This window comes from Marvinbryantia sp. (genome assembly GCF_047017445.1).
Lineage (GTDB): Bacteria > Bacillota > Clostridia > Lachnospirales > Lachnospiraceae > Marvinbryantia.
The window spans coordinates 14,181-37,334 of the sequence record NZ_JBKXTT010000002.1 but is presented as its reverse complement, the minus strand read 5'-3'; the positions used below and the strand labels follow the sequence as shown (position 1 = coordinate 37,334).

Annotated in this window: 19 protein-coding genes and 1 tRNA gene; 18 read left to right on the top strand and 2 right to left on the bottom strand. The window is 49.0% G+C overall.

The genetic code is table 11. From position 1 onward, the window contains the following. The first annotated feature begins 43 nt into the window (after positions 1-43). The 8 genes from ACLU9Q_RS02210 to ACLU9Q_RS02175 all read left to right on the top strand — a co-directional run bounded on the left by ACLU9Q_RS02210 (position 44) and on the right by ACLU9Q_RS02175 (position 11,034). A complete protein-coding gene (locus ACLU9Q_RS02210; RefSeq protein ID WP_412624605.1) occupies positions 44-1,453 on the top strand; it encodes a CotH kinase family protein in 1,410 nt (469 codons plus the stop codon). 1 nt (position 1,454) lies between these two features. Beyond that, positions 1,455-3,596, top strand: a complete 2,142-nt coding sequence (locus ACLU9Q_RS02205) for a hypothetical protein (protein WP_412624604.1) — start codon at positions 1,455-1,457, stop codon at positions 3,594-3,596. Position 3,597: 1 nt separating this feature from the next. Beyond that, entirely contained in the window at positions 3,598-4,689 is a 1,092-nt protein-coding gene (locus tag ACLU9Q_RS02200) for a HEAT repeat domain-containing protein (RefSeq protein ID WP_412624603.1), read from the top strand. Continuing rightward, the gene (locus ACLU9Q_RS02195; protein ID WP_412624602.1) at positions 4,676-6,106 is read left to right on the top strand and encodes a glycosyltransferase family 2 protein; all 1,431 of its coding nucleotides are present in this window, start codon (positions 4,676-4,678) and stop codon (positions 6,104-6,106) included. The genes ACLU9Q_RS02200 and ACLU9Q_RS02195 overlap by 14 nt, the downstream gene beginning before the upstream one ends. Then, positions 6,099-7,523, top strand: a complete 1,425-nt coding sequence (locus ACLU9Q_RS02190) for an alkaline phosphatase (RefSeq protein ID WP_412624601.1) — start codon at positions 6,099-6,101, stop codon at positions 7,521-7,523. The genes ACLU9Q_RS02195 and ACLU9Q_RS02190 overlap by 8 nt, the downstream gene beginning before the upstream one ends. Positions 7,524-7,576: 53 nt before the next feature. Continuing rightward, positions 7,577-10,291: an EAL domain-containing protein gene (locus ACLU9Q_RS02185; protein ID WP_412624600.1), complete on the top strand. Its 2,715-nt coding sequence runs from the start codon at positions 7,577-7,579 to the stop codon at positions 10,289-10,291. A 108-nt stretch (positions 10,292-10,399) separates the two neighbouring features. Further along, positions 10,400-10,708: a type II toxin-antitoxin system RelB/DinJ family antitoxin gene (locus ACLU9Q_RS02180; RefSeq protein ID WP_412624674.1), complete on the top strand. Its 309-nt coding sequence runs from the start codon at positions 10,400-10,402 to the stop codon at positions 10,706-10,708. After that, the gene (locus tag ACLU9Q_RS02175) at positions 10,705-11,034 is read left to right on the top strand and encodes a type II toxin-antitoxin system RelE/ParE family toxin (RefSeq protein ID WP_412624599.1); all 330 of its coding nucleotides are present in this window, start codon (positions 10,705-10,707) and stop codon (positions 11,032-11,034) included. Before ACLU9Q_RS02180 ends, ACLU9Q_RS02175 begins: the two co-directional genes overlap by 4 nt. A gap of 112 nt (positions 11,035-11,146) precedes the next feature. On the opposite strand, the gene ACLU9Q_RS02170 is transcribed toward ACLU9Q_RS02175, so the two are convergent. Then, positions 11,147-11,219 (bottom strand) — tRNA-Thr (locus ACLU9Q_RS02170). Between the two features lie 203 nt (positions 11,220-11,422). Here ACLU9Q_RS02170 and ACLU9Q_RS02165 point away from each other — a divergent pair. The 7 genes from ACLU9Q_RS02165 (at position 11,423) to ACLU9Q_RS02135 (ending at position 18,755) form a co-directional block, all read left to right on the top strand. Continuing rightward, complete coding sequence (locus tag ACLU9Q_RS02165; RefSeq protein ID WP_412624485.1) at positions 11,423-12,805, top strand: ISNCY family transposase; 1,383 nt, start codon at positions 11,423-11,425, stop codon at positions 12,803-12,805. A gap of 51 nt (positions 12,806-12,856) precedes the next feature. Further along, the gene (locus ACLU9Q_RS02160) at positions 12,857-13,096 is read left to right on the top strand and encodes a hypothetical protein (RefSeq protein ID WP_412624486.1); all 240 of its coding nucleotides are present in this window, start codon (positions 12,857-12,859) and stop codon (positions 13,094-13,096) included. Between the two features lie 665 nt (positions 13,097-13,761). Continuing rightward, a complete protein-coding gene (locus tag ACLU9Q_RS02155; RefSeq protein ID WP_412624598.1) occupies positions 13,762-14,682 on the top strand; it encodes a DMT family transporter in 921 nt (306 codons plus the stop codon). 264 nt (positions 14,683-14,946) lie between these two features. After that, on the top strand, positions 14,947-15,771 hold the full coding sequence (mutM, locus tag ACLU9Q_RS02150; protein ID WP_412624597.1) for a bifunctional DNA-formamidopyrimidine glycosylase/DNA-(apurinic or apyrimidinic site) lyase: 825 nt from the start codon (positions 14,947-14,949) through the stop codon (positions 15,769-15,771). 243 nt (positions 15,772-16,014) lie between these two features. Further along, positions 16,015-16,944: an RluA family pseudouridine synthase gene (locus ACLU9Q_RS02145; RefSeq protein WP_412624596.1), complete on the top strand. Its 930-nt coding sequence runs from the start codon at positions 16,015-16,017 to the stop codon at positions 16,942-16,944. Further along, positions 16,904-18,115 (top strand): DUF362 domain-containing protein, encoded by a 1,212-nt coding sequence (locus ACLU9Q_RS02140; RefSeq protein WP_412624595.1) that lies wholly within the window; start codon positions 16,904-16,906, stop codon positions 18,113-18,115. The genes ACLU9Q_RS02145 and ACLU9Q_RS02140 overlap by 41 nt, the downstream gene beginning before the upstream one ends. 235 nt (positions 18,116-18,350) lie before the next feature. After that, the gene (locus ACLU9Q_RS02135; protein ID WP_296837344.1) at positions 18,351-18,755 is read left to right on the top strand and encodes a hypothetical protein; all 405 of its coding nucleotides are present in this window, start codon (positions 18,351-18,353) and stop codon (positions 18,753-18,755) included. A gap of 199 nt (positions 18,756-18,954) precedes the next feature. Here the strand turns inward: ACLU9Q_RS02135 and glyA are convergent, their stop codons facing one another. Continuing rightward, positions 18,955-20,193: a serine hydroxymethyltransferase gene (gene glyA, locus ACLU9Q_RS02130; RefSeq protein WP_412624594.1), complete on the bottom strand. Its 1,239-nt coding sequence runs from the start codon at positions 20,191-20,193 to the stop codon at positions 18,955-18,957. Between the two features lie 358 nt (positions 20,194-20,551). Here glyA and ACLU9Q_RS02125 point away from each other — a divergent pair, with 358 nt between their 5' ends. From ACLU9Q_RS02125 to ACLU9Q_RS02115, 3 genes are all read left to right on the top strand, one after another. Beyond that, positions 20,552-21,088, top strand: coding sequence for a phosphatase PAP2 family protein (locus ACLU9Q_RS02125; RefSeq protein ID WP_412624593.1), 537 nt, complete (start codon positions 20,552-20,554; stop codon positions 21,086-21,088). A 183-nt stretch (positions 21,089-21,271) separates the two neighbouring features. Next, complete coding sequence (locus ACLU9Q_RS02120; protein WP_296837351.1) at positions 21,272-22,603, top strand: phosphoadenosine phosphosulfate reductase; 1,332 nt, start codon at positions 21,272-21,274, stop codon at positions 22,601-22,603. Further along, a complete protein-coding gene (locus tag ACLU9Q_RS02115) occupies positions 22,593-23,153 on the top strand; it encodes an IbrB-like domain-containing protein (RefSeq protein ID WP_296837353.1) in 561 nt (186 codons plus the stop codon). Before ACLU9Q_RS02120 ends, ACLU9Q_RS02115 begins: the two co-directional genes overlap by 11 nt. Position 23,154: the final 1 nt, after the last annotated feature.

The window sequence follows — 23,154 nt, the reverse complement described above, 5'->3', positions numbered from 1 at the left end:
AGGCTGCTGACAGGAGACGGCAAAGCGGACGGGAGATAAAACATTGAAGAGAAAAGTATACTGCATGATTCTGCTTTTCTGCACAGCCCTCGTAATTCTCTGGGCGAATGGGGAGAAAAGCCGGACGATCACACAGGAGACCCGTATACATCAGCATATGGAAGACAGTGCAAAAGAGGTTCCGGAAGATTACAATGAGCGGTTTTCTACACACCTTCCACTGGTGCTGATCGATACGCAGGGAAATGAAATTATACAGGAAGAGACGGTGGACTGTAAGATTTCCATCATTAATAATGAGGACACCTACAACTATCCGGAAGATACGCCGCAGGTGGATACATGGGCAAAAATCAGAATCCGCGGAAACAGTTCCAGTCGTTTCGATAAAAAACAGTACCGTATTACTTTTGTAGAAGAAAAAGGCTCTGATAAAGAAGCAGATTATCCGGTCATGGGAATGAAGGCGGAATCTGACTGGGTTCTGAATGCGCCGTATCTTGATAAAACGCTGATGCGGAATTATATGATGTACAACATTTCGGGAGAAATTATGGACTGGGCGCCCAATGTGCGGTTCTGTGAGATGATGCTGAACGGAGAGTATATGGGACTGTATCTGATGATTGAGAAGATCAAGGTCAGCGAGAACCGTCTGAACCTCACGGAAATAGAAAAGGGACAGACGGAGACCAGTTATCTGATATCCAGAGAACGTGAGGGGCAGCAGGAGGTTCCGCTGAACAATTTCGGTACCTATACGGCAAAGACGGCGAACGAAGTGGGCATCAACTATCCCTCTGCGGGCAAACTGACGGACGTATGGAAGGAATACATCCGGGATGATCTGAGCGATATTGAAAAGGCGCTGTATTCCCTGGATTATGATGAGTGGGACTACGGCTATGCCAGGTATCTGGACGTCGATTCCTTTGTGGATTATTTTATTATCAACGAGTTTTCTATGAATATGGATGCGGGAGTGCTGTCTACTTATGCCTATAAGGATCTGCGCGGAAAGCTGACGATGGGACCGGTGTGGGACTTTAACAACTGCTTTGATAACTTCAAGGCAAAAGCCTTTCCGGTGAATGATTTTAATATGAAGAGTTATCCGTGGTTTGTCATGCTCTGCAGGGATGAAATTTTTGTGGACCTTGTGATCAAACGCTACCATGAGCTTCGGGAGAGTGTGCTGAGTGAAGAATACCTGATGCAGTATCTGGATGATACCAGAGCATACCTTGGAGATGCGATTGACAGAAATTTTGAGGTATGGGGCTATTCCTTCCAGAAACCGGAGCTGCATCCGCGCTCCAGAGATCTGCATAGCTACGAAGAGGCAATAGAGCAGCTGAAAACCTGTATTCATGAGCGGGGAACCTTTATGGATGAGCACATTGATATCCTGAAGCAGTTCTGCGCCGAATCCAGTGTAAAGGAGTATAACTGACATGAAAAAATTTCTGCTTGTATGTCTGGCAGCGGCGGCCCTTTTTCTTGCCGGAAATTACATCTATTATCAGACGGAATGGTACCTTCCGCTGCGCCAGGGAGAACCGGAGGTTTTTGTAAAGACCGAGGGAAAAGAGATTTTTCTGCGGTCAGAGGATACCTGGTCATCCATCGATATCCGCGGTGTTAATGTAGGGTCCGGTATGCCCTCCGGTTTTGCGACGGAATACAAAATTACTTATGAGATGTATATGCGGTGGTTTCAGCTGATTCAGGAGATGGAGGCAAATGTCATCCGCGTATATACGATACAGGGCGAAAATTTCTACCATGCGCTGTATGACTATAATAAAGACAATCCCAGGCCGCTTTATCTTATTCAAGGCGTATGGGTGGATGATTATGCCATGCGCTCCCATCTGGATGCTTATTCGGATGAAATGCGCGGTGAGCTGCAGAAGGATGTGCGGGTAGTCAGCGATGTCATACATGGCAGGAAAAAAATTCCCTATACAGAGAAATATGCATACGGAACCTTTAAATGGGACGTTTCACCCTACGTGCTTGGCTATATCATCGGTGTGGAATGGGAGAGCGACCTCGTGCTGTATACGGATGATAAAAAGGCGGAGATTACCGGATACGACGGGGAATATATCTGTACTTCAGAGGAGGCGACGCCTTTCGAGTGTATGCTGGCTGAGGTGGGAGACGAGCTGCTGCGTTACGAAACAGGAAAATACAGGGAACAGCGTTTGGTGGCATTCTCAAACTGGCCGGAGACGGATCCGCTGGAGCACGCCACATGGAAGATTAATCAGAGCAGTAATCTTGCGCATCTGGATGTCGAGCACATTATATTTAAGGAAAACGTGTTGTCCGGAACCTTTGCTTCCTATCACGTTTATCCATATTATCCGCTGTTTTATGAATTTGAAGAACGGTATTCCCAGTACATAGATGAAGAAGGAAGAAGCAATCCCTATCGCAGATATCTGATGGATTTAAATGAGCACCACTCTGTTCCGGTGGTCATTGCGGAATTCGGCATTCCCTCCTCGCGCGGTATTGCGCGCTATGACGAAGCGCGGGGCTTTGACCAGGGAAACACGGATGAAAAACAGCAGGGCGAGGAGCTGCAGGAGCTTTATAAGGATATCCGCGAGGCTGGTTGTGTGGGCGGGATTGTTTTTGAATGGCAGGATGAATGGTTTAAGAGAACGTGGAATACGTGGCCGGGCGTTGATCTGACAAGAAACGTGTTCTGGAGCGACTTTCAGACGAATGAACAGTCCTTCGGGCTGCTGACGTTCGATCCGGGAGAGGAAGAAAGTATCTGCTATGTGGACGACAGCATTGCGGACTGGGAACAGGTGGAACCGCTGCTCTCGGCAGATGGCTGTTCGCTCTCGCTCCAGTATGATGAGAAGTTTCTGTATTTCCGCATTCACGACGATGCGGGAGTGGACGGGAAAAAGTATTATATTCCGCTCGATATCACGCCGAATTCGGGAGCGCTTTGCGAGGAAGAAACGGGGCTTTCCTTCCAGTATCCGGTGGATTTTCTGATTACGATAGACGGAGAAGAAAATTCTGCCGTTACGGTCCAGGAATATTATGATATGGTCTATGCGAATTTCCGCAGGGATATCTGGAACAATGAGGATGCGTTTCTGAACCAGCCTCAGAAGGACAGCACGGTTTTCCATACGATTTATCAGTATCTGAGAGGACCGATTGAGATTTCCGAGGGCGTAAAGACGAAGCCGCAGATTTTTGATACCGGAAAGCTGAATCCTGGAAATGCGAATCCAGAGTCGGAGGACTTTTATTCCATTGCGGATTTTTATATCCAGGAAAAGGACATTGAGATCCGGCTGCCGTGGCTGCTGCTGAATTTTTCCGACCCCTCTGAGATGAAGATCCACGATGATTATTATGTGTATTACGGGGTGGAAAATCTGAAAATTGATGAAATCCACGTCGGACTTCAGACTGCTGGTCGGAAAGAGCTGCATGATGCGGGAATGGAAGCCTTTGCACTGAAGGGTTGGGATGAGGATCCCACATGGCATGAACGGCTGAAAAAGTCTTATGCATATATACAGGAAATTTACCGGGAGTACAGCGAGGAGGGATGATATGCAGATTCTGCAGCAGAATAATTTGCTGATTTTATATTTGTGCCTGTTTTTTTGCCTCTGTATCGGGCTGTTTAACTGCTATGAGATTATACACCGGCAATACCGGCGCCGCAGTCAGAAAAAACAGAAGGAAAAATGGAAGCGTTTTTTCGGGCAGCAGCTTGAGCTGTACCGGGAGAATGAAAAGCTGCGCGAAGAGCTGGGCAGACAGTTCCGCAGCAGGCTGCACACATCCGGAACTCTTCTGATTCTGGAGCAGGCCTGGGACGAGATGCAAAAGGAAGCGAAGAGCGGAGACGGCTTCCGGTCCATGCTGGAGCTGTGGATGCATATGGTTCTCCATGCATATCGCGATTCTGAAGAAATCATACAGGCATATCTGATTATGCTTCTTGGAAAATACAGAATCCGGACAACGCAGAGCATTCGTTTTATATTTGATATGCAGAAGACAGAAAATATAGATATTCAGTCAGAAGCGTTTCACAGTATCTGCCGGATGAATGACGGAAATTATGCACGCCTGTCGCTTCTGCGTATTAACCGTCTGGATATTGAGGTAAACCAGAAGATGATAACGGATGCGCTGATGGAGTGTCAGGACAAACGGGGATTTTTCGCAGCGATTCTTCCGGAAATGAAAAAACTGAAAAGCTACATCCAGGTGGGGATTATTTCGGCGCTGGATGAGCGGGCGGATGAAAGCGTTGTAAGGATATTAAAGCAGCGGATGCGGGACGCGAAGGAGGACAAGGAAGTGCGGATTGCCGTTTTGAAGCTGTTTGCAAGATACCGGGATGAGGAAACGCTGGACATTTTGCTGGACTATGCCGCGTCCGGAGAGTGGGAATACGCTGCAATCGCCGCCAAATCTCTGGCTCATTATCCATGCAGGCGGACAGCGGAGCAGTTAAAAGCACGTGTCAGCGATAAAAACTGGCATGTCCGTTATAACAATGCCATGTCGCTTGTGACAATGGCGCAGCAGGAGGATATCGAAGAGATTTTATGCGGAAAAGATTTGTACGCCCGCGACATTCTGCAATATGCCCTGAACGGCAGAAAGGAGGGCGCGTATGGCATGGCTTAGGGTGCTGGTAGAGTTTCTGAATGTATGTTTTTTCTTTTATATGCTGGCATATTCCGTGTTTTTATTTATGTCGGCAATCGGCGGAGCTGTTGCGATGCACCGGAAGGCAAAGACAAGAACTTTCCGGAGAAAAATGTATCTGTACCACGATGATAATTATATTCCGGTATCAATTCTGGTTCCGGCATATAATGAGGAAGTCACGATTCTGGATACGGTGCATTCCCTGCGTCAGATGGATTATCCCGAATATGAGATTATTGTGGTAGACGACGGCTCTTCGGATGACACTGCCCGGAAGCTGATTGAGGAATTTCATCTGATAAAGGCGGAGCGTCCCATCCAGCGCAGGATTCCCACGAAAAAGGCGGTCAGCGTGTGGGAAAGCGTCGGGGAAGGCGCCAGGATCACGCTGATCTGTAAGGAAAACGGAGGCAAAGCGGATGCTCTCAATATGGGAATTAACGCTTCGCGTTACAGCCATTTTGTCAGTATTGATGCAGACTCTGTTCTGCAGCCGACGGCGGTAAGAAGGATGATGGAAGCTTTTCTGGAGGATAAGCGGGTGGTTGCCTGCGGCGGGATGATTCAGATCGCCAATCAGGCGGCTATTGTCAACGGGGAAGTAAAAGAGCAGTATTTTCCGAAAAAAATTATTGTGCTTCTGCAGATGCTGGAATACTGCCGCTCTTTTCTGGGAAGCAGGATCCTGTTTGATTTCTGGGGCGGAAATATGATTATTTCCGGCGCCTGCGGGATGTTTAAGAAGGAACTTGTGCTGCGGTGCGGAGGATATGACAGCGATATTATCGGCGAGGATATGGAGCTGGTGGTAAAGCTTCACCATTTCTGCCGCAGCAACCGGATCGATTATAAAATTGTCCACGAACAGGAAGCAATCTGCTGGACACAGGTGCCGGAGTCGCTGAATGACCTCAGAAAACAGCGCAGGCGCTGGCATACGGGCATGATTCAGAGTATTATGCTGCACAGGGATATTATTTTCAACCCGGAATACGGTCTGGTGAGCTTTTTTTCCATGACATATTATCTGCTGATGGAGTGTCTCGGACCGCTGATCGAGATTATTGGCGCGATTAATATTGTACTCGCCATCTGGCTGGAAATGATAGACTATGAGTTTATGATAACGTATTTTTTCCTGTTTATTTTTTTCAGTGCGGTAGTGACGATGATTACCTTTTTCTCACGCATGTATATCACCTCGTCCAGAGCGACGGAGGTGAAGCTGTCACAGGTAGTTATGGTAATCGCGTTTTCTTTTATTGAGTGCCTTGGTTTCCGGCAGCTTATCTCCATTTTCCGCACCAGCGCATTTTTCAATTACCGGAAAAATAAGAAGGAATGGGGGAAAATTACCAGAAAGGAACATAACCGTGGGGTGACGAATGAATAAAAAAAGAATTGCATGGACGGCGGCAGTCTGTGTGTTTGCAGCGGGAGCCGGTCTGCTGGCGGCGCATGTACATCCGGTCAGACCGAAGACGAAGTATGTTTTTCTGTTTATTGGGGACGGAATGGGAAATGGAGTGACGAAGGCGGCTGAAAAACTGCTTGACCACAGGCCTTCTTTCCAGGAATTTCCGGTCACGGGTTTCATGGATACGGACAACGTTTACGGTGAAGTGACAGATTCAGCGGCTGCCATTACGGCGATGATATGCGGGCATAAGACGAAAAACGGAAGAATCGGGATGGACCGGGAAGGAACGACCGGCTGGGAATCGGCTGCCATCCTGCTGGAAGAAGCAGGGTGGGCAGTTGGCGTGCTTTCAACTGCTCCGCTGAATCATGCTACTCCGGCGGGGTTCTACGCAGAAGCAAAGGACCGGGCGGAATATGACAGCCTTGCCGGACAGGCGATCCGGAGCGATTTCCTGGACGTACTGGGAGGCGGCGGCTTTCTGCTTGAGGATATGGAGAGTGCCGCACTTCTGGAAGAGGCGGGAAAACGCGGCTGGATTATTGTGGATGCGGCGGAAATTCTGGATGAAGGTGAAGCAGAAGAAACTGGTGACGGAGAAATGCCGGATGAAGCGGAAGAACCGGGCACCGGAGATATGCCGGCGGAGACAGACGCGGATGACGGTCCGATGCTTGTGACCTGCGAGGGAGAATATTCGGCTCCTTTTATGGAGTATGAAATTGACCGGCTGCGCATGGAGGAGTATGGGACTGAAACGGTTTCACTGGCGGATATCACGCGGGAAGCAATCGGGATTCTGGAAAAAAAGGAGCGTTTCTTTCTTGCGGCGGAGTCGGCTATGATTGATTCTGCACTTCACCAGGGGGATCTGGCAAGCGCAGTTTATGAGGTGGCGGCGCTGGAAGACGCGGTCGCGGAGGCAGTGGAATTTTACCGACGGCATCCGGAAGAAACGCTGATTATTGTGCTGGCAGACCATGAAACCGGCGGCGTTACGCTTCCGGCAGGATATGATCTTGCGCCGCTTGAGACACAGCGCGCGAGCTGGAGCCGTGTGGATGGCTATATCCGGGAGCTGCTGGAAGAAAATGCGGACGAGCAGGAATTTCTGGATATGATTGATCATTATCTGGGGCTTGGCTCTTCCGGCACATTACTTCTGGAAGAAGAGGAAAAGGAACTGCTGGAGGCTTACCGGGCGGGCGAAAAATCAGAGATACGGGATGCGCTTTTTGCTATCCTTCAGAAAAAGGCGGATATTTCCTTCTCTACGGACGGACATACGGCAGGGCCCGTCACGGTGTACGCTTTTGGCAACGGGCAGCAGGAATTTTCCGGATGCTTCGATAATACGGAAATTTTCCGCATCCTCTCAGAGCTGCAGTAATCTGATGGAAAAAACAATTCATCTGACGACAATACATTACAAAGGAGCGGCATATGGATTATTGCGAAATGCAAAGTATGGATACTTCCATAGAGACAATCGTAAATGAGTGTTTAAAGTGTGCGCTTGGGGCGGAGACTTATCAGGGAACCTTTGACCAGCTGCTTTCTTATGTGGGAAATAAGTTTCAGTGTGCGCGGGTTTATATTTTTGAATTAAGCAGGAATAACACATTTAGTAATACCTATGAATGGTGCGCTCCCGGCATAGCTCCGCAGAAGGAGTTTCTGCAGAATGAGCCGCAGGAGACGTTAGAATGGTGGATGGACACCTTCCGCGAGGAACGCCCGGTGCTTATTCAGGAACTTGAGACGATCCGGGAAAGCCATCCGTCGGTATATGCCGCTTTAAAACCGCAGGGCATCCGGTCTCTGGCGGTTTGTCCGTTAGAATCCGAAGGAGAGATTATTGGTTTCCTGGGAACGGATAATCCCGGACAGAATCAGATGCCGATGATCGTATCATTTTTCGGGGTGATGGGATACTTTGTCGTTTCGCTTTTAAAAAGACGGGATTTATCTTACCAGCTGACGTATGTCAGCCACCATGACCAGCTCACCGGCGCGCTGAACAGAAATGCGTATAAAGAAAAAGAGAAGCAGCTTTTTGGGGATATAAAGGTCGGCATTGTGTACGGGGATATTACAGGGCTGAAAAGGGAGAATGACCTGTTCGGACATGCCGCGGGCGATTCTCTTATCCGCCGCTGCTATGAACTGCTGTGCAGAGAATTCGGCGGGGAGCTGATATACCGGATGGGCGGGGATGAATTCATGGTCATCTGCATTGACATGGAGCAGCAGATGTTTATGGAAAAATGCCGCAGAATGAAGGAAATAATTTCCGGGGAGGACTGTCACATTGCAGTCGGCACCTCGTGGAGCTGCCTGCTGGAAATGGCGCTTCCGGCGCTTATCGCGAAAGCTGAGCGCGAGATGTATAAAAATAAAAGCGAGTATTACGAAAAAATGGATTTCATGGAGGGGAAGCGCAAAAGGACTCCAGATGATGCGAGAGGCATCAGCTTCCGGCAGGAATCCGTGGAAACGCTGCAGCAATTTCTGCAGCAGAATCCGGATGGCATTGGTCCGCTGATTGACTCGACAGAGATGGCGGATTCGCCTATCTGTCTGTATATTGGAGACTTGCGGACCAATATTTATTACATAACGGATAATATGCGCAAGATGTTTGGCTTCGACAGCAATGTTGTCTATGATTTGCTGACAAAATGGGAGAAAAGGATATGTCACGCGGAGGATCTGGAATCTTACCGCCGGGATATAAAGGAAATCTGGAATAAAAACCAGAAGGAGCATGATTTTAAGTACCGCGTCTATGATAAAGAAGGAAAGCTTCTGTGGATTCACTGCCGGGGAAAGCTATACCGGGATGAAGAGGATCATCCGCGTTATTTTGCCGGGTTTGTTTCCAGACAGGAATTCCTGATTGATCCGATTACGAGCTACCCCAGGGAAAATGCGGCTGTGAATAAGCTTGAAATGCTTCAGAAGAGAGGCGAACACACGATTGTAATTGGAATCGGGCTGAATCATTTTATGGAAATTAACGAGACGAAGGGCAGGGCTGCTGCGGACAATCTTATCCAGGAAATATCGATGTTCTGGGAAAGCCGTCTGTCAAATAAGGCGTGGTTTTACCGTCTGGACGGCGTATCCTTTATGGTAATCGTGAAACCGGAGTGTACGGAACCGGTGGACAGCTTGATTGCGGAGCTGCGGGAAAGTGTGAAATATCATTTCCGGAAGCGGCAGGTACTTGTAAATGTTCCAAGCAGCTTCTGCGTATTTCATTATCCGTCTGATATTGACGCTCCGGAACTGCTGGTGGAGAAGATAATCAGCTTTATTGAAATAGCAAAGTCGGATGTGCAGACGGATTACATCAGCTATTCCGTTCACACGATTGATAAATACCGTGAAGACGCAGGGTTGATCTTGCGTTTAAATGAGGATGTACTGAATGATTGCTGCAATTTCCGCATCGTGATACAGCCGATTGTATCGGCAGCGGACGGAAAAGCAGAGGGCGGCGAGGTACTGCTGAGATGGAAATATATGGGAAAAGATGTCCCGGCATATGTTTTAATCCCGCTGTTGGAGAAGAAGGGGCTGATTAGCAGAGTCGGACGCTGGGTATTTCATGAGACAGTGAGACACTGCGCCAGAATTATTGTAGAGAACAGGAATTTTCATCTGTCTTTTAACGTGAGCTATCTGCAGATTATGGACGAGGGCTTTATTTCATTTATGGCGGAGGTGCTCGGAAAATACCGGATTGACGGGCATAATCTGATTATGGAGCTTACAGAGAACCATTTTGATACCCACCCGGAGAAACTGCTGAAATTTATAGACGGCTGCCGGAGGCTGGGCATGTCTGTCGCTCTCGACGATTTTGGAAGCGGTTATTCTTCTATGGGAATTCTGATTAAATATCCCATAAATGTAGTGAAGCTTGACCGGTCACTTTTAAAAGGGATCATTGAATCACGGGATAAGCAGAACTTTCTTAAAGCGATTATTTTTGCCTGCCATCAGTTTGGAAAGCAGGTTTGCGCCGAGGGCGTGGAGGAGCAGGAAGAGGTGCGAATCGTCCGTGAAATGGGCGGGGACATGATTCAGGGATACTATTTTTACCGGCCGCTGGAGCTGGGGGATTTTTACCGGGTATTAAATGAGCTGTAGCGTGGCTGTTCCTTAAGATTATCGGAGTTTAAAAAAGTATTGCTAATGTACGGACAATAGCGTATAATGGGGATGTAAACGTAACGTCTTTAGGAAAGGAGCGATAACATTATGGCAAAATCAGCGAATCTCTATGCAAGAATTGAGCCAGAAGTAAAAGAAAAAGCAGAAAGCATTTTAGCTGCACTTGGGATTCCTGCTTCCAACGCTATCAATATGTTTTATAAACAGATTATCTTACAGAAAGGGCTTCCTTTTGAAGTAAAATTGCCCTCTGAAAAACCTGTTGATATAAGCGTTTTGTCAGAAGCGGGATTCCATGAGGAATTGGAGAAAGGATATGCGGATATGCAAAGCGGGCGTACAAAGGACGCAAGAAAAGCCTTTGCTGATATTCGTAAGGATTATGGATTATGATATTTACTGTGGAGATTTCGGAACAGGCTGATAGCGATTTGAGGGCAATCTATGAATATATCGCTTTTGAACTGCTGTCACCGGAAAATGCCGGCGGACAGCTTGACAGGCTGGAAAAGGGTATCATAAGTCTGGAAGAAATGCCAGAACGCTATCAGAGGTACGAAAAAGAACCGTGGTATAGCCGTGGCTTACGTATCTTTCCAATTGACAATTATGTAGTTTGCTATATCGCTGATACAGAAAAACGTATCGTAACCGTTATCCGTGTCATGTACGGCGGACGTGATATAGAATATCAATTAAATGTCCACGCAAAGCAATAGCAATAAAATACAGGGTTTATGGAAATAAGCAGTTAATCTTTCGTGGTTGACTGCTATTTTTATATAGATTTTTATAAAAATAAAAAGCCCGGTCAACACCGGACTTTACAAAAGCTGATGACGGGACTCGGACCCGTGACCTCCTCACTACCAATGAGGTGCGCTACCACCTGTGCCACATCAGCCTGCGCGATTGCTCGCTACAGTATGAAATATTACCATACTCTCACAGGGTTGTCAAGCATAAGATTTTTATTTTTTACAGCATATATAAGCCATTTATGATAATGTCCTAGTATACCACATATGAAAATGTCCCGGATGTGGTAAAATATCCTCTATCTATTTTAGATTGGAGGAAATCATTATCAGAAAGGTAATACTTACAATGGATGAACAGAAAAAATACGAAGTGATCAAATCTCTGGCAGATCACCCGGATGGGAATAAGGACAGGGCTGCCCTCACCCTTGGCTGCACCAAACGCCATATCAACCGTATGCTGGCTGGATACCGCAAAGAAGGAAAGGCTTTCTTTATCCATGGCAATAGGGGACGTAAACCGTCCACCAGCATCCCTGACGAGACCCGCAATCGCATCATCGATCTCTACCTTACAAAATATTTTGATGCTAATTTCCAGCATTATTCAGAACTCCTTGAGGCCCATGAACACATCTGCGTCTCACCTTCTTCTGTAGCTAAGATCCTGGAAAGTAAATATATTCTTTCTCCGAAAGTTACAAAGGCCAAGAAAAAGCGTATGGAAAAGGAGCTTCAGGATAAAAAGAAAAGTGCCTGCAGCCTGAAAGAAGCCGCTGTGCTCCAAACCAATCTCGTAGCGGTTGAAGATGCTCATTCAAGACGTCCAAGATGTGCTTATTTTGGGGAACTGCAGCAGATGGACGCAACTCCCTATGAATGGATCCCCGGGCAGGTATGGCACCTCCACCTGGCTATTGACGATGCTACCGGCCGGGTCACCGGAGCCTGGTTTGACACGCAGGAAACCTTAAAGGGCTACTATCACGTATTCCACCAGATCCTGACCACCTACGGCATCCCTTACAGGATCTTCACAGACCGCCGTACGGTATTTACCTATAAAAAGAAAAACTCCCCATCTCTTGATGAGGATACCTATACCCAATTCGCTTATGCCTGCAAGCAGCTTGGTGTTCAGCTGGAATCCAGCAGTGTCCCGCAGGCCAAAGGCCGCGTAGAACGCCTCAACCAGACACTACAGTCGCGCCTGCCAATCGAATTACGATTAGCAGGGATCACGACCATAGATGCTGCCAATGAATTCCTCCACTCATACATAAAAGAATTCAATGAGAAGTTCGCGCTTCCCCTTAATGGTATCAAATCTGTGTTTGAAACGCAACCGGAAAATGAAAAAATCAACCTGGTTCTCGCTGTCCTGACAGAACGGACCGTGGATTGCGGGCATGCGATCCAGTTCCGGCACCGCCATTACCGGATGCTGGACGCCAGAGGGAAACAGGTACATTACCGCAAAGGCACAAAAATAATGGTTATCCAGGCTTTTGACGGAAGCCTTTTCTGCTGTGTCAATGACAAGGATGTCCATGCACTGGAGGAGATCCCCGAACATATGGAAAGATCCCGGGATCTGGATGCAGACTATCAGCCGCCCAAAGCAAAAAGACATTATATTCCGCCAATGAGCCATCCCTGGCGCAGCAAAACTTTCCAGAAATTCGTAAAGACACAGGAGCACCATCTAATGGATGACGTTCCAGCATAAAAAGCAGCAGAAAAAGATGATAGGTATATACCTACCGAAAGGAGAGATCACATGAGGGACTGGATCGACTGCATCGAAGCGCATACAAAAGCACAGAAAAAATATGATAAAGAACATACACAGGGAATTTACTTAAAACTGAACCTCCGCACAGACCTTGATATCATCCGCTGGTTTTGGGAACAGCCGTCAAAACAGGGAGCCGTAAAACGGCTGATCCGTGAGGAGATCGCCCGAAAAAAGGCGGAAGGAACAGGGAGCGGAGGCGTTGTCAGGAGAACCGTGGAATAATGGGGTTGGGGCCCCGTTATGCCGCGAAAGTCTCTTGAGATAAGCCTCACGGAAAACGCTGTTTCTAAGGAGAAAGGATATATGCCCTTTCTCCTGCCCCCTGCGGGGCGGGTTCGGGCAGGGCCCGATTATGGGTCAAGGGACAGGTCCCTTGCGGGTTCTTAGGGCAGAGCCCTAAGCTTCCAGAGGACATCTGCCACGTAGCCATATGAAATCAGCACCGGAAAACCGGTGCTAATGTTTCAGTTTTTTCGGGACATTTTCAAAAATGCTTGACAGCATAAGATTTTTATTTTTTACAGCATAAGATTTTTATTTTTTACAGCATAAGATTTTTATTTTTTACAGCATAAGATTTTTATTTTTTACAGCAACATAGATGGTATACTACTTTTGTATTCGAGTTGCGCGGCACATACAAATATGATAAAATATTTCTGTTCACGCCAGTCTCAAACACTTGCTGCGACGCGAAGTTAGTCCTGTGGGCTTGAGGCGTGAGAACGTGATTCAAGCGTGGGCAAATCCCATTCGGGGAGTGAATTTTAAATGGATTTGCGAAGGTTGCTGTGAACGGAGCGAACAGTAATAATAAAATCGCAGTGAAGGAAGCTTCAAATAGAAAAGAAATGCGATGAGTGATATTTATATGAGGAGAGCCGGACATGGAGAAAAATAATATAAAAAAGAAAGCAGCGCCGTTTCTGATCTTGCTGGCGGGATGCCTTTGGGGGAGCATGGGGATTTTTGTGCGCACCCTGAATACCTGGGGACTTGCCAGCTTTGAGATCGTGGCGCTGCGTTCTTTTGTAACAATGTGCTGCATGTTTTTGATCCTGCTCATTTTTAAAAGAGAACTTTTGAGAATCCGTCTGCGTGATATCTGGTGTTTTCTGGGAACCGGGCTGTGCAGTATCGTATTTTTTAACTATTGTTATTTTCGAACAATTATGGAAACCTCGATGCCGGTGGCAGCCGTACTTTTGTACACTGCACCGGTGATGGTGGTGCTGATGTCAGCAGTGCTGTTTCATGAGAGAATCACACCGGCGAAGCTTGCTGCGCTGGTTTTTGTGGTTGCAGGCTGCGCGCTTGTGGCAGGACTTGTTGGCAATGGTCACACATTGACGCCGACGGGCCTGCTGGTCGGCCTCGGAGCGGGCTTTGGATATGCCCTGTACTCCATTTTCAGCCGCTATGCGCTGGAACGCGGATATCAGCCGCTGACAATCCTTTTTTACACATTTACGTTTGCGTCTGTCGGCGTATTGCCGTTTGCGGACATGGGAGCTGTCTGGCAGGCAGTATCGGCGGATGCCGTGCATGCGGGTATCTCGCTGGTATTCGGGCTTTTGAGTACAGTAATTCCCTACTTTGTCTACACAATGGGATTGTCTTATGTGGAAAATGGAACGGCGTCCATTCTCGCCTCTGTGGAGCCGGTGATGGCGTCCATTCTCGGCATTGTACTGTTTAAAGATCGTGTGGATGCGTGGCAGGCGGCGGGGATGCTTCTGGTGTTCGCTTCTATTATTATATGTAACCTTGCGCCGAAGGAGCGCGTGTGCCGGGAGCGGCGGGCGTAGATTTCGGAAACGCATGTGTGCAGAGTGTGGTGCTGTGGTGCCGGGCGCCTTATTGCGGGAAAAATGAGCGCAGTATACAGACAGTGCCGCGAAAGATACAGGAAATGCCGTGCAGCATGCAAACCGTGCCGCGCAGGATACAGGTAATGCGTGCGGTATACCAACAGTGCCGCGCAGGATACAGGTAATGCCGCGCAGCATACAAACAGTGCTGTGTAGAATACAAGCAGTACCGCGCAGAATGGAAAAATACAGGAGGAGATAATGCCGGAATTAGCGGAAGTAGAAATGATCAGAAGGGTGTTGGAGCCGCAGCTTCGAGGAAGGACAGTGACAAAATTATCTGTCCTGCGCCCGGAGGTAGTGGCGCACCCGCAGGCGGAGCAGTTCGCGCAGGAGGTCTGCGGAGCGGTGGTCGGGCAGCTGTGCAGACGCGGCAAGTATCTGCAGATCGTATTTGCAGACGGAGCGCGGGCGGTCGTGCACCTGCGCATGACCGGGCGGCTTCTGGTACTGCCGGAGAATACGCCGGAGAAGAAATACACACATCTTATCCTTTCACTGGATAACGGGCAGGAGCTTCGATTTATGGATATGCGGCGTTTTGGGCGCTGGTGGTATCTTAAAAAGGATGAAAAAGATGACTTTACCGGAATAGAAACGCTCGGGCCGGAACCATTTGACGAGAGACTGACTGCCGGATATCTCTGCGAAAAGGCGGGAAGCAGCAGAAAGACGATCAAGGATTGGCTGCTCTGCCAGCAGCTTGTCGCTGGAATCGGAAATATTTATTCCGATGAAATTTTGTTTGCAGCCGGTATTTATCCGGGGCGGGAGGCGCGGTCGCTGACGGCGGAGGAATGGGATCGCCTGGCGGAGCAAATCCCGCGCACAATGCAGTTTTTCGTTGAGAAAAATGAAATTTCAGCAGAGGATTATTTAATAGGAGAGGGGAGCGATTACCGGAACACACCGTATTTACAGGTGTACGGTTACAAAGGCGCGCACTGCCCGAAATGCGGGGGCATTCTGGCCGGCAGCCGGATCGCCGGGCGCAGCAGCGTGTACTGCACACATTGTCAGAAGTGATGCGGTTGGCGTGTACAGCACACGTTGCCAGAAGTGAGGACAGTTAACGTGTACAGCATACATTGCCAGAAGTGAGGACACTTGACGTGTATAGCACACGTTGCCAGAAGTGAGGACAGTTGACGTGTACAGCACACATTGTCAGAAGTGAGGATACCTGAGTCGTAAGGGCGGAAGAAAATCCGGGATTGAAAAAGTAAGGGAACAAAATTCGGTGGAAAAGGCAGTTGAGCAGGGAAAAGCATGAGGCGTATAGTTACATATCACATAAAATCAGAGTGGTCAGGGGAGAGCGTTGCCGCGTTCTTGCGCGCGCAGGGCTTTTCACGTCACATTTTGACGCATGTAAAGCAGACGGAAAACGGGCTATGCCGAAATGGACGGCCAGTGCGCCCGTCGGAGCGGCTGCAGATGGGCGATGAATTGACAGTGACGCTTCAGGAGGAGGATTCCTCGGAAAATATCGTTCCGATGCCGATCAAGCTGCATATTGTTTATGAGGATGAAGATGTTTTGGTGATAGATAAGCCTGCGGATATGCCGGTGCACCCGTCCATAAATAATTTTGACAATACACTTGCAAACGGTCTGGCGTATTATTACCAGAGCCAGGGGGAGGCGTTTGTTTATCGCTGTATCACGCGTCTTGACAGGGATACCACCGGGCTGATGCTTGTGGCGAAAAATATGCTCAGCGGCGCGCTTTTATCTGAGATGGGAAAGCGCCGGGAAATCCACAGAGAGTATCTGGCAATTGTGACGGGAAAAACGCAGGCGGAAGGGACGATCAGTGCTCCGATCGCGCGAAGGGAAGGCTCCGTGCTGGAGCGCTGCGTGGATTTTCAGCGCGGAGAGCGCGCTGTCACACATTATCGTACGGTAGAATATAAAGACGGGTATTCACTGGTGCGTCTGAAGCTGGAGACAGGACGTACGCACCAGATCCGTGTTCATATGCAACATATTGGACATCCTCTGATCGGGGATTTCCTGTATAATCCCGATTACCGGCTGTTGGATCGCCAGGCTCTGCATTCCTGTTATCTGGCATTCCTTCATCCGGTTACAGGGCAGAGGATGGAGTTTACGTCGCAGCCGCCATGGGGTGCGCTGTGGGAAGGGAGAGAGGAAAATGGAGGAAAAGAAATCGAGAGTCGTCGTTGTACCATGTGATTCTTACGATGAAGAAAAGGTGTATCGCGCGATGTGCAGCGGTATCGAGCTGCTGGGCGGCATCGGGGAATTCGCGGTGCCGCAGGAGAAAATACTGGTGAAGCCAAACTTTCTTTCTGCCGCCGCGCCGGAAAAGGCGGTGACGACGCATCCAGCGGTGATCAGGGCTATGCTGCGCATTTTGTCTGAGGCGGGGTGTGAGAATGTGAAATACGGTGATTCTCCGGGGCACGGTTCCTGTGGGGGAGCGGCGGCTAAAATCGGGCTGACGCCGGAAAATACCTTTGGCGCAAAGCTTGCCGACATGGCGGAGGAGGTCTGTACGCCTTTTGCGGAGGGAATGACGGCGCAGGAATTTTATTTTGCGAAAGAGGTGACGGAGGCGGACGCTGTCATCAGCCTCTGCAAGATGAAGACGCACGCCCTGGAGCGGGTGACGGGCGCTGTGAAGAACGTATACGGGCTGATCTGCGGCTACCGCAAGGCGGCAGGTCACGTAAAATATCCGAATGCCAGTGTGTTCGCGCGGATGCTCGCCGACATCCACCGCTGCGTGAAACCGCGTCTTCACATTATGGACGGTATTGTTGCAATGGAAGGAAACGGACCAGGCTCAGGCGATCCGGTGCCGATGAACGTGCTGCTTTTTTCAAAAGATCCGGTGGCGCTCGACAGCGTATTCTGCACGATGGTGTATCTGAATCCGGAGCTGGTACCGACCAACACGCAGGGCGAGGCGATGGGGATCGGGACGTATCACAGAAGCCGGATCGAGGTGGTAGTGCCCACAGCGGAAGCTGGCGGAGGGAAAGCGGAAACGAAACCGACGGGCAAAGCCAATAACAGCTTCGAGCGCCTCAATGTGACATCTCTTCGGGAACGCTTTGGCAACCGTGAATTTCAGGTGGATCGCCAGGGCACGAAGCAGACCTTCCTCTCGCGGTACTCCGATTTTATGACGTCTCTTGCAAGGCGTCCGACGATCGACAAAAATCTTTGTGTGAAGTGCGGCGTCTGCGTGGAGCATTGCCCGGTGCCGGGAAAAGCGGTAAACTTCAAAAACGGCAGAAACGAGCCGCCGGTGTATGACTATAAAAAGTGTATCCGCTGCTACTGCTGTCAGGAAATGTGTCCCAGACATGCGATCACAGCGGGCAGAAAGCGGAAATGATGCATTTCATCGTGAAACGATTTTAATTTGCCATGCATCCGAAGGGAACTGCCGGTGGCAGGTCCTGTAGGTAGATTTTTGCCGGTGACAGGGCAGCTTAGCTGAACTGTTACTGTTTTATAGAATCTTTAGAATATTTTAGAAACAGTTGATTGCGCTTTGAACAGGAAAAGCTTATACTGGATGAAGTGATTAAGGAAAAGGCAGGTTTTGCCGCAGTCTGGAGGGAGTTTTTTTGAAAGGATTAAAGGATAAGCTTTATCAGTTTATGCAGGGCAGAAATGGGATCGATGAGATGGGAATGGTTCTCATCTGGACGTCTCTTATTATTTTGATCATTGGCACGCTGCTGGACGGTTTTCTTCTGACATTGATCGCGTTTGCGCTGCTGATATACTCATATTTTCGCGTATTTTCCAAAAATCTGGGTGCGCGGCAGGCGGAAAACCAGGGCTATCTCGCACAGCGGGAGAGGCTGCGCTTCAAATTCCAGAGCTTAAAGGTGCGGATCGGACTGCGCAAGACCCACAAATATCTCAAATGCAAAAAGTGTAATAATAAAATGCGCGTGCCGCGCGGCAAGGGGAAAATCGAGGTCACCTGCCCGCACTGCGGAGAAAAGTTTATTACCAGATCATAAAAAGGGCAGAGGTTTTTCTACGCCGGGCCGCAGCTGTGACAGGGTCACCGCAATTATGCCGTGTTGGAATGCAGGCGCGAATGCGTACTTTGAAATATTAAATATAGAAAAACATAAAGGAGGATGCCGCCGGAAAATCGGGACATCCTCTTTTTACAGTATATGACATTTTCTTCAGGTAACCCTCAAAATTGTGAGATCACGCATTCAGAGGATATTTATCTGTCAGCTCTTTAACGATCGCCATCGCTTTTTCTTTGTTGTCTGCGCTTTGCACCATCAGTGCGATCGCCTCAGCGATCCTGTCCATATCAGCCTCGTTCATGCCGCGGGAAGTAACTGCCGCAGTACCGAGACGGACGCCGCTGGTAACGAACGGAGATTCCGGATCGTTCGGCACGGCATTTTTGTTGCAGGTGATGTTTGCGTCATCGAGCAGCTTCTCCATTGCCTTTCCGGTGATACCGGTGCCGCGCAGGTCGACAAGCATCAGGTGATTGTCGGTGCCGCCGGAAACGATATTGATGCCGCGGCTCATAAGACCGGCGCAGAGAGCCCTGGAATTTTTCACGATATTTTCCTGGTATACCTTATATTCCGGCTGCAGGGCTTCCTTGAAGCAGACTGCCTTTGCCGCGATCACATGCATCAGCGGACCGCCCTGGATGCCCGGGAATACTGCTTTGTTGAAATTAAACTGTTTTGCGATTTCGTTGCTGCTCATGATCATGCCGCCCCGCGGACCGCGCAGCGTTTTATGTGTAGTGGTCGTGGTGACATGCGCGTACGGGATCGGGCTTGGATGTACCCCTGCAGCGACAAGACCGGCAATGTGAGCGATATCTACCATCAGATATGCGCCGACCTCGTCCGCAATCTCGCGGAAACGCTTGAAATCGATGATGCGCGCATAAGCGCTTGCGCCGGCAACGATCAGCTTCGGCTTCGCTTCAAGAGCGATTCTGCGCACTTCTTCGTAGTCGATGACGCCGTCGTCATTTACACCGTAAGGCACGATGTTGAAATATGCGCCGGAAAAATTGGCGGGGCTTCCGTGGGAAAGGTGTCCGCCGTGCGCCAGGTTCATGCCCATAACGGTATCGCCCGGCTTCAGCATAGCGAAAAATACCGCCATGTTTGCCTGTGCGCCGGAATGCGGCTGTACGTTCACATACTCGCAGCCGAATAATTCGCAGGCACGCTGCTTTGCAAGCTCTTCTACAATATCGACGCACTCACATCCGCCGTAATAGCGCTTTCCGGGATAGCCCTCCGCATATTTATTGGTAAGCGGGCTTCCCATTGCCGCCATGACAGCCTTGCTCACCCAGTTTTCCGAGGCGATCAGCTCAATGTGGGAATTCTGGCGATCGATTTCCTGCCGGATGGCAGAAGCAACTTCACTGTCCACTGCCTGGATCTCATCAAAAGAATACATATTCATTTCCTCCTAAAATCGTGCTCTTGCGGTCGCAGCAGCGAATGCGTCGACCTGCCCTAAAATCACAGTATATCATACGATCTGACATTGTGAAATGTCTTTCGCTATTATAATCATAAATCCCAGCCGTGTCAACCAGAAAAAGACAAATATCCGCGTGAGAAAAACAAAAGGAAATTTCCAAAGAAAAAGCAACCTGTGAAAAACAAAAGGAAATTTCCAGAGAAAAAGCAACCCGTGAAAAACAAAAGGAGATTTCCAAAGTAAAAGCAACCTGTGAAAAACAAACGGGTTTGTGTTGAAGTATAAAAGAGATTTCGATATAATATATCCATCCCAAATAAAGGAGGATTTTATGAGCTGGGAATTTTCTATATTGGATGCGATCCAAAACCTGCACACGCCGCTGCTGGACAGCTTTTTTACCACAGTCACATGGTTCGGCAGGGATTTCTGGATCATGCTTGGCATTTTTCTGTTGTTCTTCCGCAGGACGCGGGTGTGCGGCATCTGCATGCTGTCCGGTCTGCTTGTGGGCGCGCTGATCACGAACGTGACGATCAAGCCGCTGGTGGCGCGGGACCGGCCTTGCTGGATCAATGATACCGTGCAGCTTCTTGTCTCGAATCCGCGCGACTATTCGTTCCCGTCCGGACACTCGCAGGCGTCCTTCGTGTCCGCGATGGCGATCTATCAAAATCACAGAAAATGGGGGATCGCGGCGTTTGTTTTTGCGGCATTCATCGCATTTTCCAGGCTGTATCTTTATGTGCATTTCCCGACCGACGTGGCGGTGGGAATCCTGATCGGGTTAGTTGTCGGTTATTTCACCAGCCGGTTTGTGAAAACATGGATACAGAAGCGCCCGGCAGTACAAAGATATCTCCTGTGAGAAACAGGCGCGGCGCATTTCATACTTTAAAACAGGCTTTGTAAAAGGGACTGAATTCTGCTTGGGGCAGGGTTCGGTCCTTCCTTTTGGGATTTTTGTTGAATAAAGTCGAATCTTGTGTTAAATTAGTATCAATGTTACTCGAAAAATTGGTAATTTATGGAAGTTTTTGAAGGTGACAATATGATACGGGAATACGAGAAACAGAATGTTTATGATGCATTTCAGGAAAGGATGCGTCTGATCTTCGAGGAGTTTGATAATATTTATGTGTCATTTTCCGGAGGGAAGGACAGCGGGCTGCTCCTTAATATGACGCTCGATTTTCAGCGGAAATACTTCCCGGAGAAGAAGATCGGCGTTTTCCACCAGGATTTTGAGGCGCAGTACACGGTGACGTCAGAGTATGTGGAGAAGACCTTTGAGCGCGTGAAAGACGAGGTGGAGCCCTACTGGGTATGCCTGCCGATGGCGACGCGCACGGCGCTCAGCAGCTACGAGATGTACTGGTATCCGTGGGACGATACGAAGAAGGATATCTGGGTGCGTCCGATGCCGCAGAAGGAATATGTGATCAATCTGGATAATAATCCGATGACGACCTATCGCTACCGGATGCATCAGGAGGATCTTGCCAAGCAGTTCGGGCGCTGGTACCGCCTTTCGCATGGCAACAAAAAGACGGTGTGTCTTCTGGGAATGCGGGCGGATGAGTCACTGCAGCGTTACAGCGGCTTCTTAAATAAAAAATATGGCTACAAGGGCGAGTGCTGGATCAGCCGGACCTTCAAGGACGTCTGGTGCGCATCGCCGCTGTATGACTGGTCCACGGAGGATGTCTGGCACGCAAATTATCTTTTTAACTATGAGTACAACCGGTTGTATGATCTTTATTATATGGCGGGGCTGAAAGTATCGCAGATGCGTGTGGCGTCGCCGTTCAATGATTATTCCAAGGATTCTCTGAATCTTTACCGGGTGATCGATCCGGAAATCTGGACGAAGCTGGTCGGCAGGGTGCGCGGGGCAAATTTTGCCAGCATTTACGGCAGGACGAAGGCGATGGGCTACCGGAATATCACGCTGCCAAAAGGTCACACATGGCGTTCCTACACGCTGTTTTTGCTGGATACGCTTCCGGCAAGGTTACGCAATAATTATGTGAAAAAATTCAACACTTCGATTGAATTCTGGCATAAGACGGGCGGCGGTGTGGATGAAGAAACGATCCAGGAGCTGATCGATCATGGATATAAAATTCGCAGAAACGGCGTTTCAAATTATACCTTAAAGAAAAAGACGCGCATCGTGTTTGTCGGAACGATTCCGGACGATACGGACGACATTAAATCGACGAAGGACATTCCGAGCTGGAAACGGATGTGCTACTGTATTCTGAAAAATGACCATACCTGTCGCTTCATGGGCTTCGGTATGACACGGGAGCAGCAGAAAAGGGTGGATTTGATCCGCGAAAAATACAAGAGTCTGGAGGATATGGAGAATGGAGCGTAAAAGTCCGGTATACAATGTCATCGCCGTTCCGGTGGAAAAAATCAAACCAAATACCTACAATCCGAACAAAGTGGCGCCGCCGGAGATGAAGCTGCTTTACGAGAGCGTGAAAGCGGATGGGTATACCATGCCGATCGTCTGCTATTATAATAAGACGACGGATACCTACATTATTGTGGACGGATTTCACCGTTACCGTATTATGCTGGAATACCCGGATATTTACGAGCGGGAAAAGGGGCTGCTGCCTGTCTCGGTGATTAATAAGCCGCTTGACCAGCGGATGGCGAGCACGATCCGCCACAATCGTGCGCGCGGAAGCCACGACGTCGATTTAATGAGTAACATCGTAAAGGAGCTGCATGAACTGGGGCGGTCGGACGCCTGGATTTCCAAGCATCTCGGGATGGATCGTGACGAGATCCTGCGTCTGAAGCAGATTACGGGGCTTGCGGCGCTCTTTAAGGATGTGAAGTTCGGGCAGGCGTGGCGTCCGGCGGAGGGAGCGCTGGAGGAGGAAGAGGATGAGGAAATGCTTGACCTGGAGTGAA

What these genes read in the sequence shown, in the direction of transcription:
- ACLU9Q_RS02205 (WP_412624604.1), top strand. Translation starts at nt 1,455, where the DNA reads ATGAAAAAATTTCTGCTTGTATGTCTGGCAGCGGCGGCCCTTTTTCTT.
- ACLU9Q_RS02200 (WP_412624603.1), top strand. Translation starts at nt 3,598, where the DNA reads ATGCAGATTCTGCAGCAGAATAATTTGCTGATTTTATATTTGTGCCTG.
- ACLU9Q_RS02195 (WP_412624602.1), top strand. Translation starts at nt 4,676, where the DNA reads ATGGCATGGCTTAGGGTGCTGGTAGAGTTTCTGAATGTATGTTTTTTC.
- ACLU9Q_RS02190 (WP_412624601.1), top strand. Translation starts at nt 6,099, where the DNA reads ATGAATAAAAAAAGAATTGCATGGACGGCGGCAGTCTGTGTGTTTGCA.
- ACLU9Q_RS02185 (WP_412624600.1), top strand. Translation starts at nt 7,577, where the DNA reads ATGGATTATTGCGAAATGCAAAGTATGGATACTTCCATAGAGACAATC.
- ACLU9Q_RS02175 (WP_412624599.1), top strand. Translation starts at nt 10,705, where the DNA reads ATGATATTTACTGTGGAGATTTCGGAACAGGCTGATAGCGATTTGAGG.
- ACLU9Q_RS02165 (WP_412624485.1), top strand. Translation starts at nt 11,423, where the DNA reads ATGGATGAACAGAAAAAATACGAAGTGATCAAATCTCTGGCAGATCAC.
- ACLU9Q_RS02160 (WP_412624486.1), top strand. Translation starts at nt 12,857, where the DNA reads ATGAGGGACTGGATCGACTGCATCGAAGCGCATACAAAAGCACAGAAA.
- ACLU9Q_RS02155 (WP_412624598.1), top strand. Translation starts at nt 13,762, where the DNA reads ATGGAGAAAAATAATATAAAAAAGAAAGCAGCGCCGTTTCTGATCTTG.
- mutM (WP_412624597.1), top strand. Translation starts at nt 14,947, where the DNA reads ATGCCGGAATTAGCGGAAGTAGAAATGATCAGAAGGGTGTTGGAGCCG.
- ACLU9Q_RS02145 (WP_412624596.1), top strand. Translation starts at nt 16,015, where the DNA reads ATGAGGCGTATAGTTACATATCACATAAAATCAGAGTGGTCAGGGGAG.
- ACLU9Q_RS02140 (WP_412624595.1), top strand. Translation starts at nt 16,904, where the DNA reads ATGGAGGAAAAGAAATCGAGAGTCGTCGTTGTACCATGTGATTCTTAC.
- glyA (WP_412624594.1), bottom strand. Translation starts at nt 20,193, where the DNA reads ATGTATTCTTTTGATGAGATCCAGGCAGTGGACAGTGAAGTTGCTTCT.
- ACLU9Q_RS02125 (WP_412624593.1), top strand. Translation starts at nt 20,552, where the DNA reads ATGAGCTGGGAATTTTCTATATTGGATGCGATCCAAAACCTGCACACG.
- ACLU9Q_RS02120 (WP_296837351.1), top strand. Translation starts at nt 21,272, where the DNA reads ATGATACGGGAATACGAGAAACAGAATGTTTATGATGCATTTCAGGAA.
- ACLU9Q_RS02115 (WP_296837353.1), top strand. Translation starts at nt 22,593, where the DNA reads ATGGAGCGTAAAAGTCCGGTATACAATGTCATCGCCGTTCCGGTGGAA.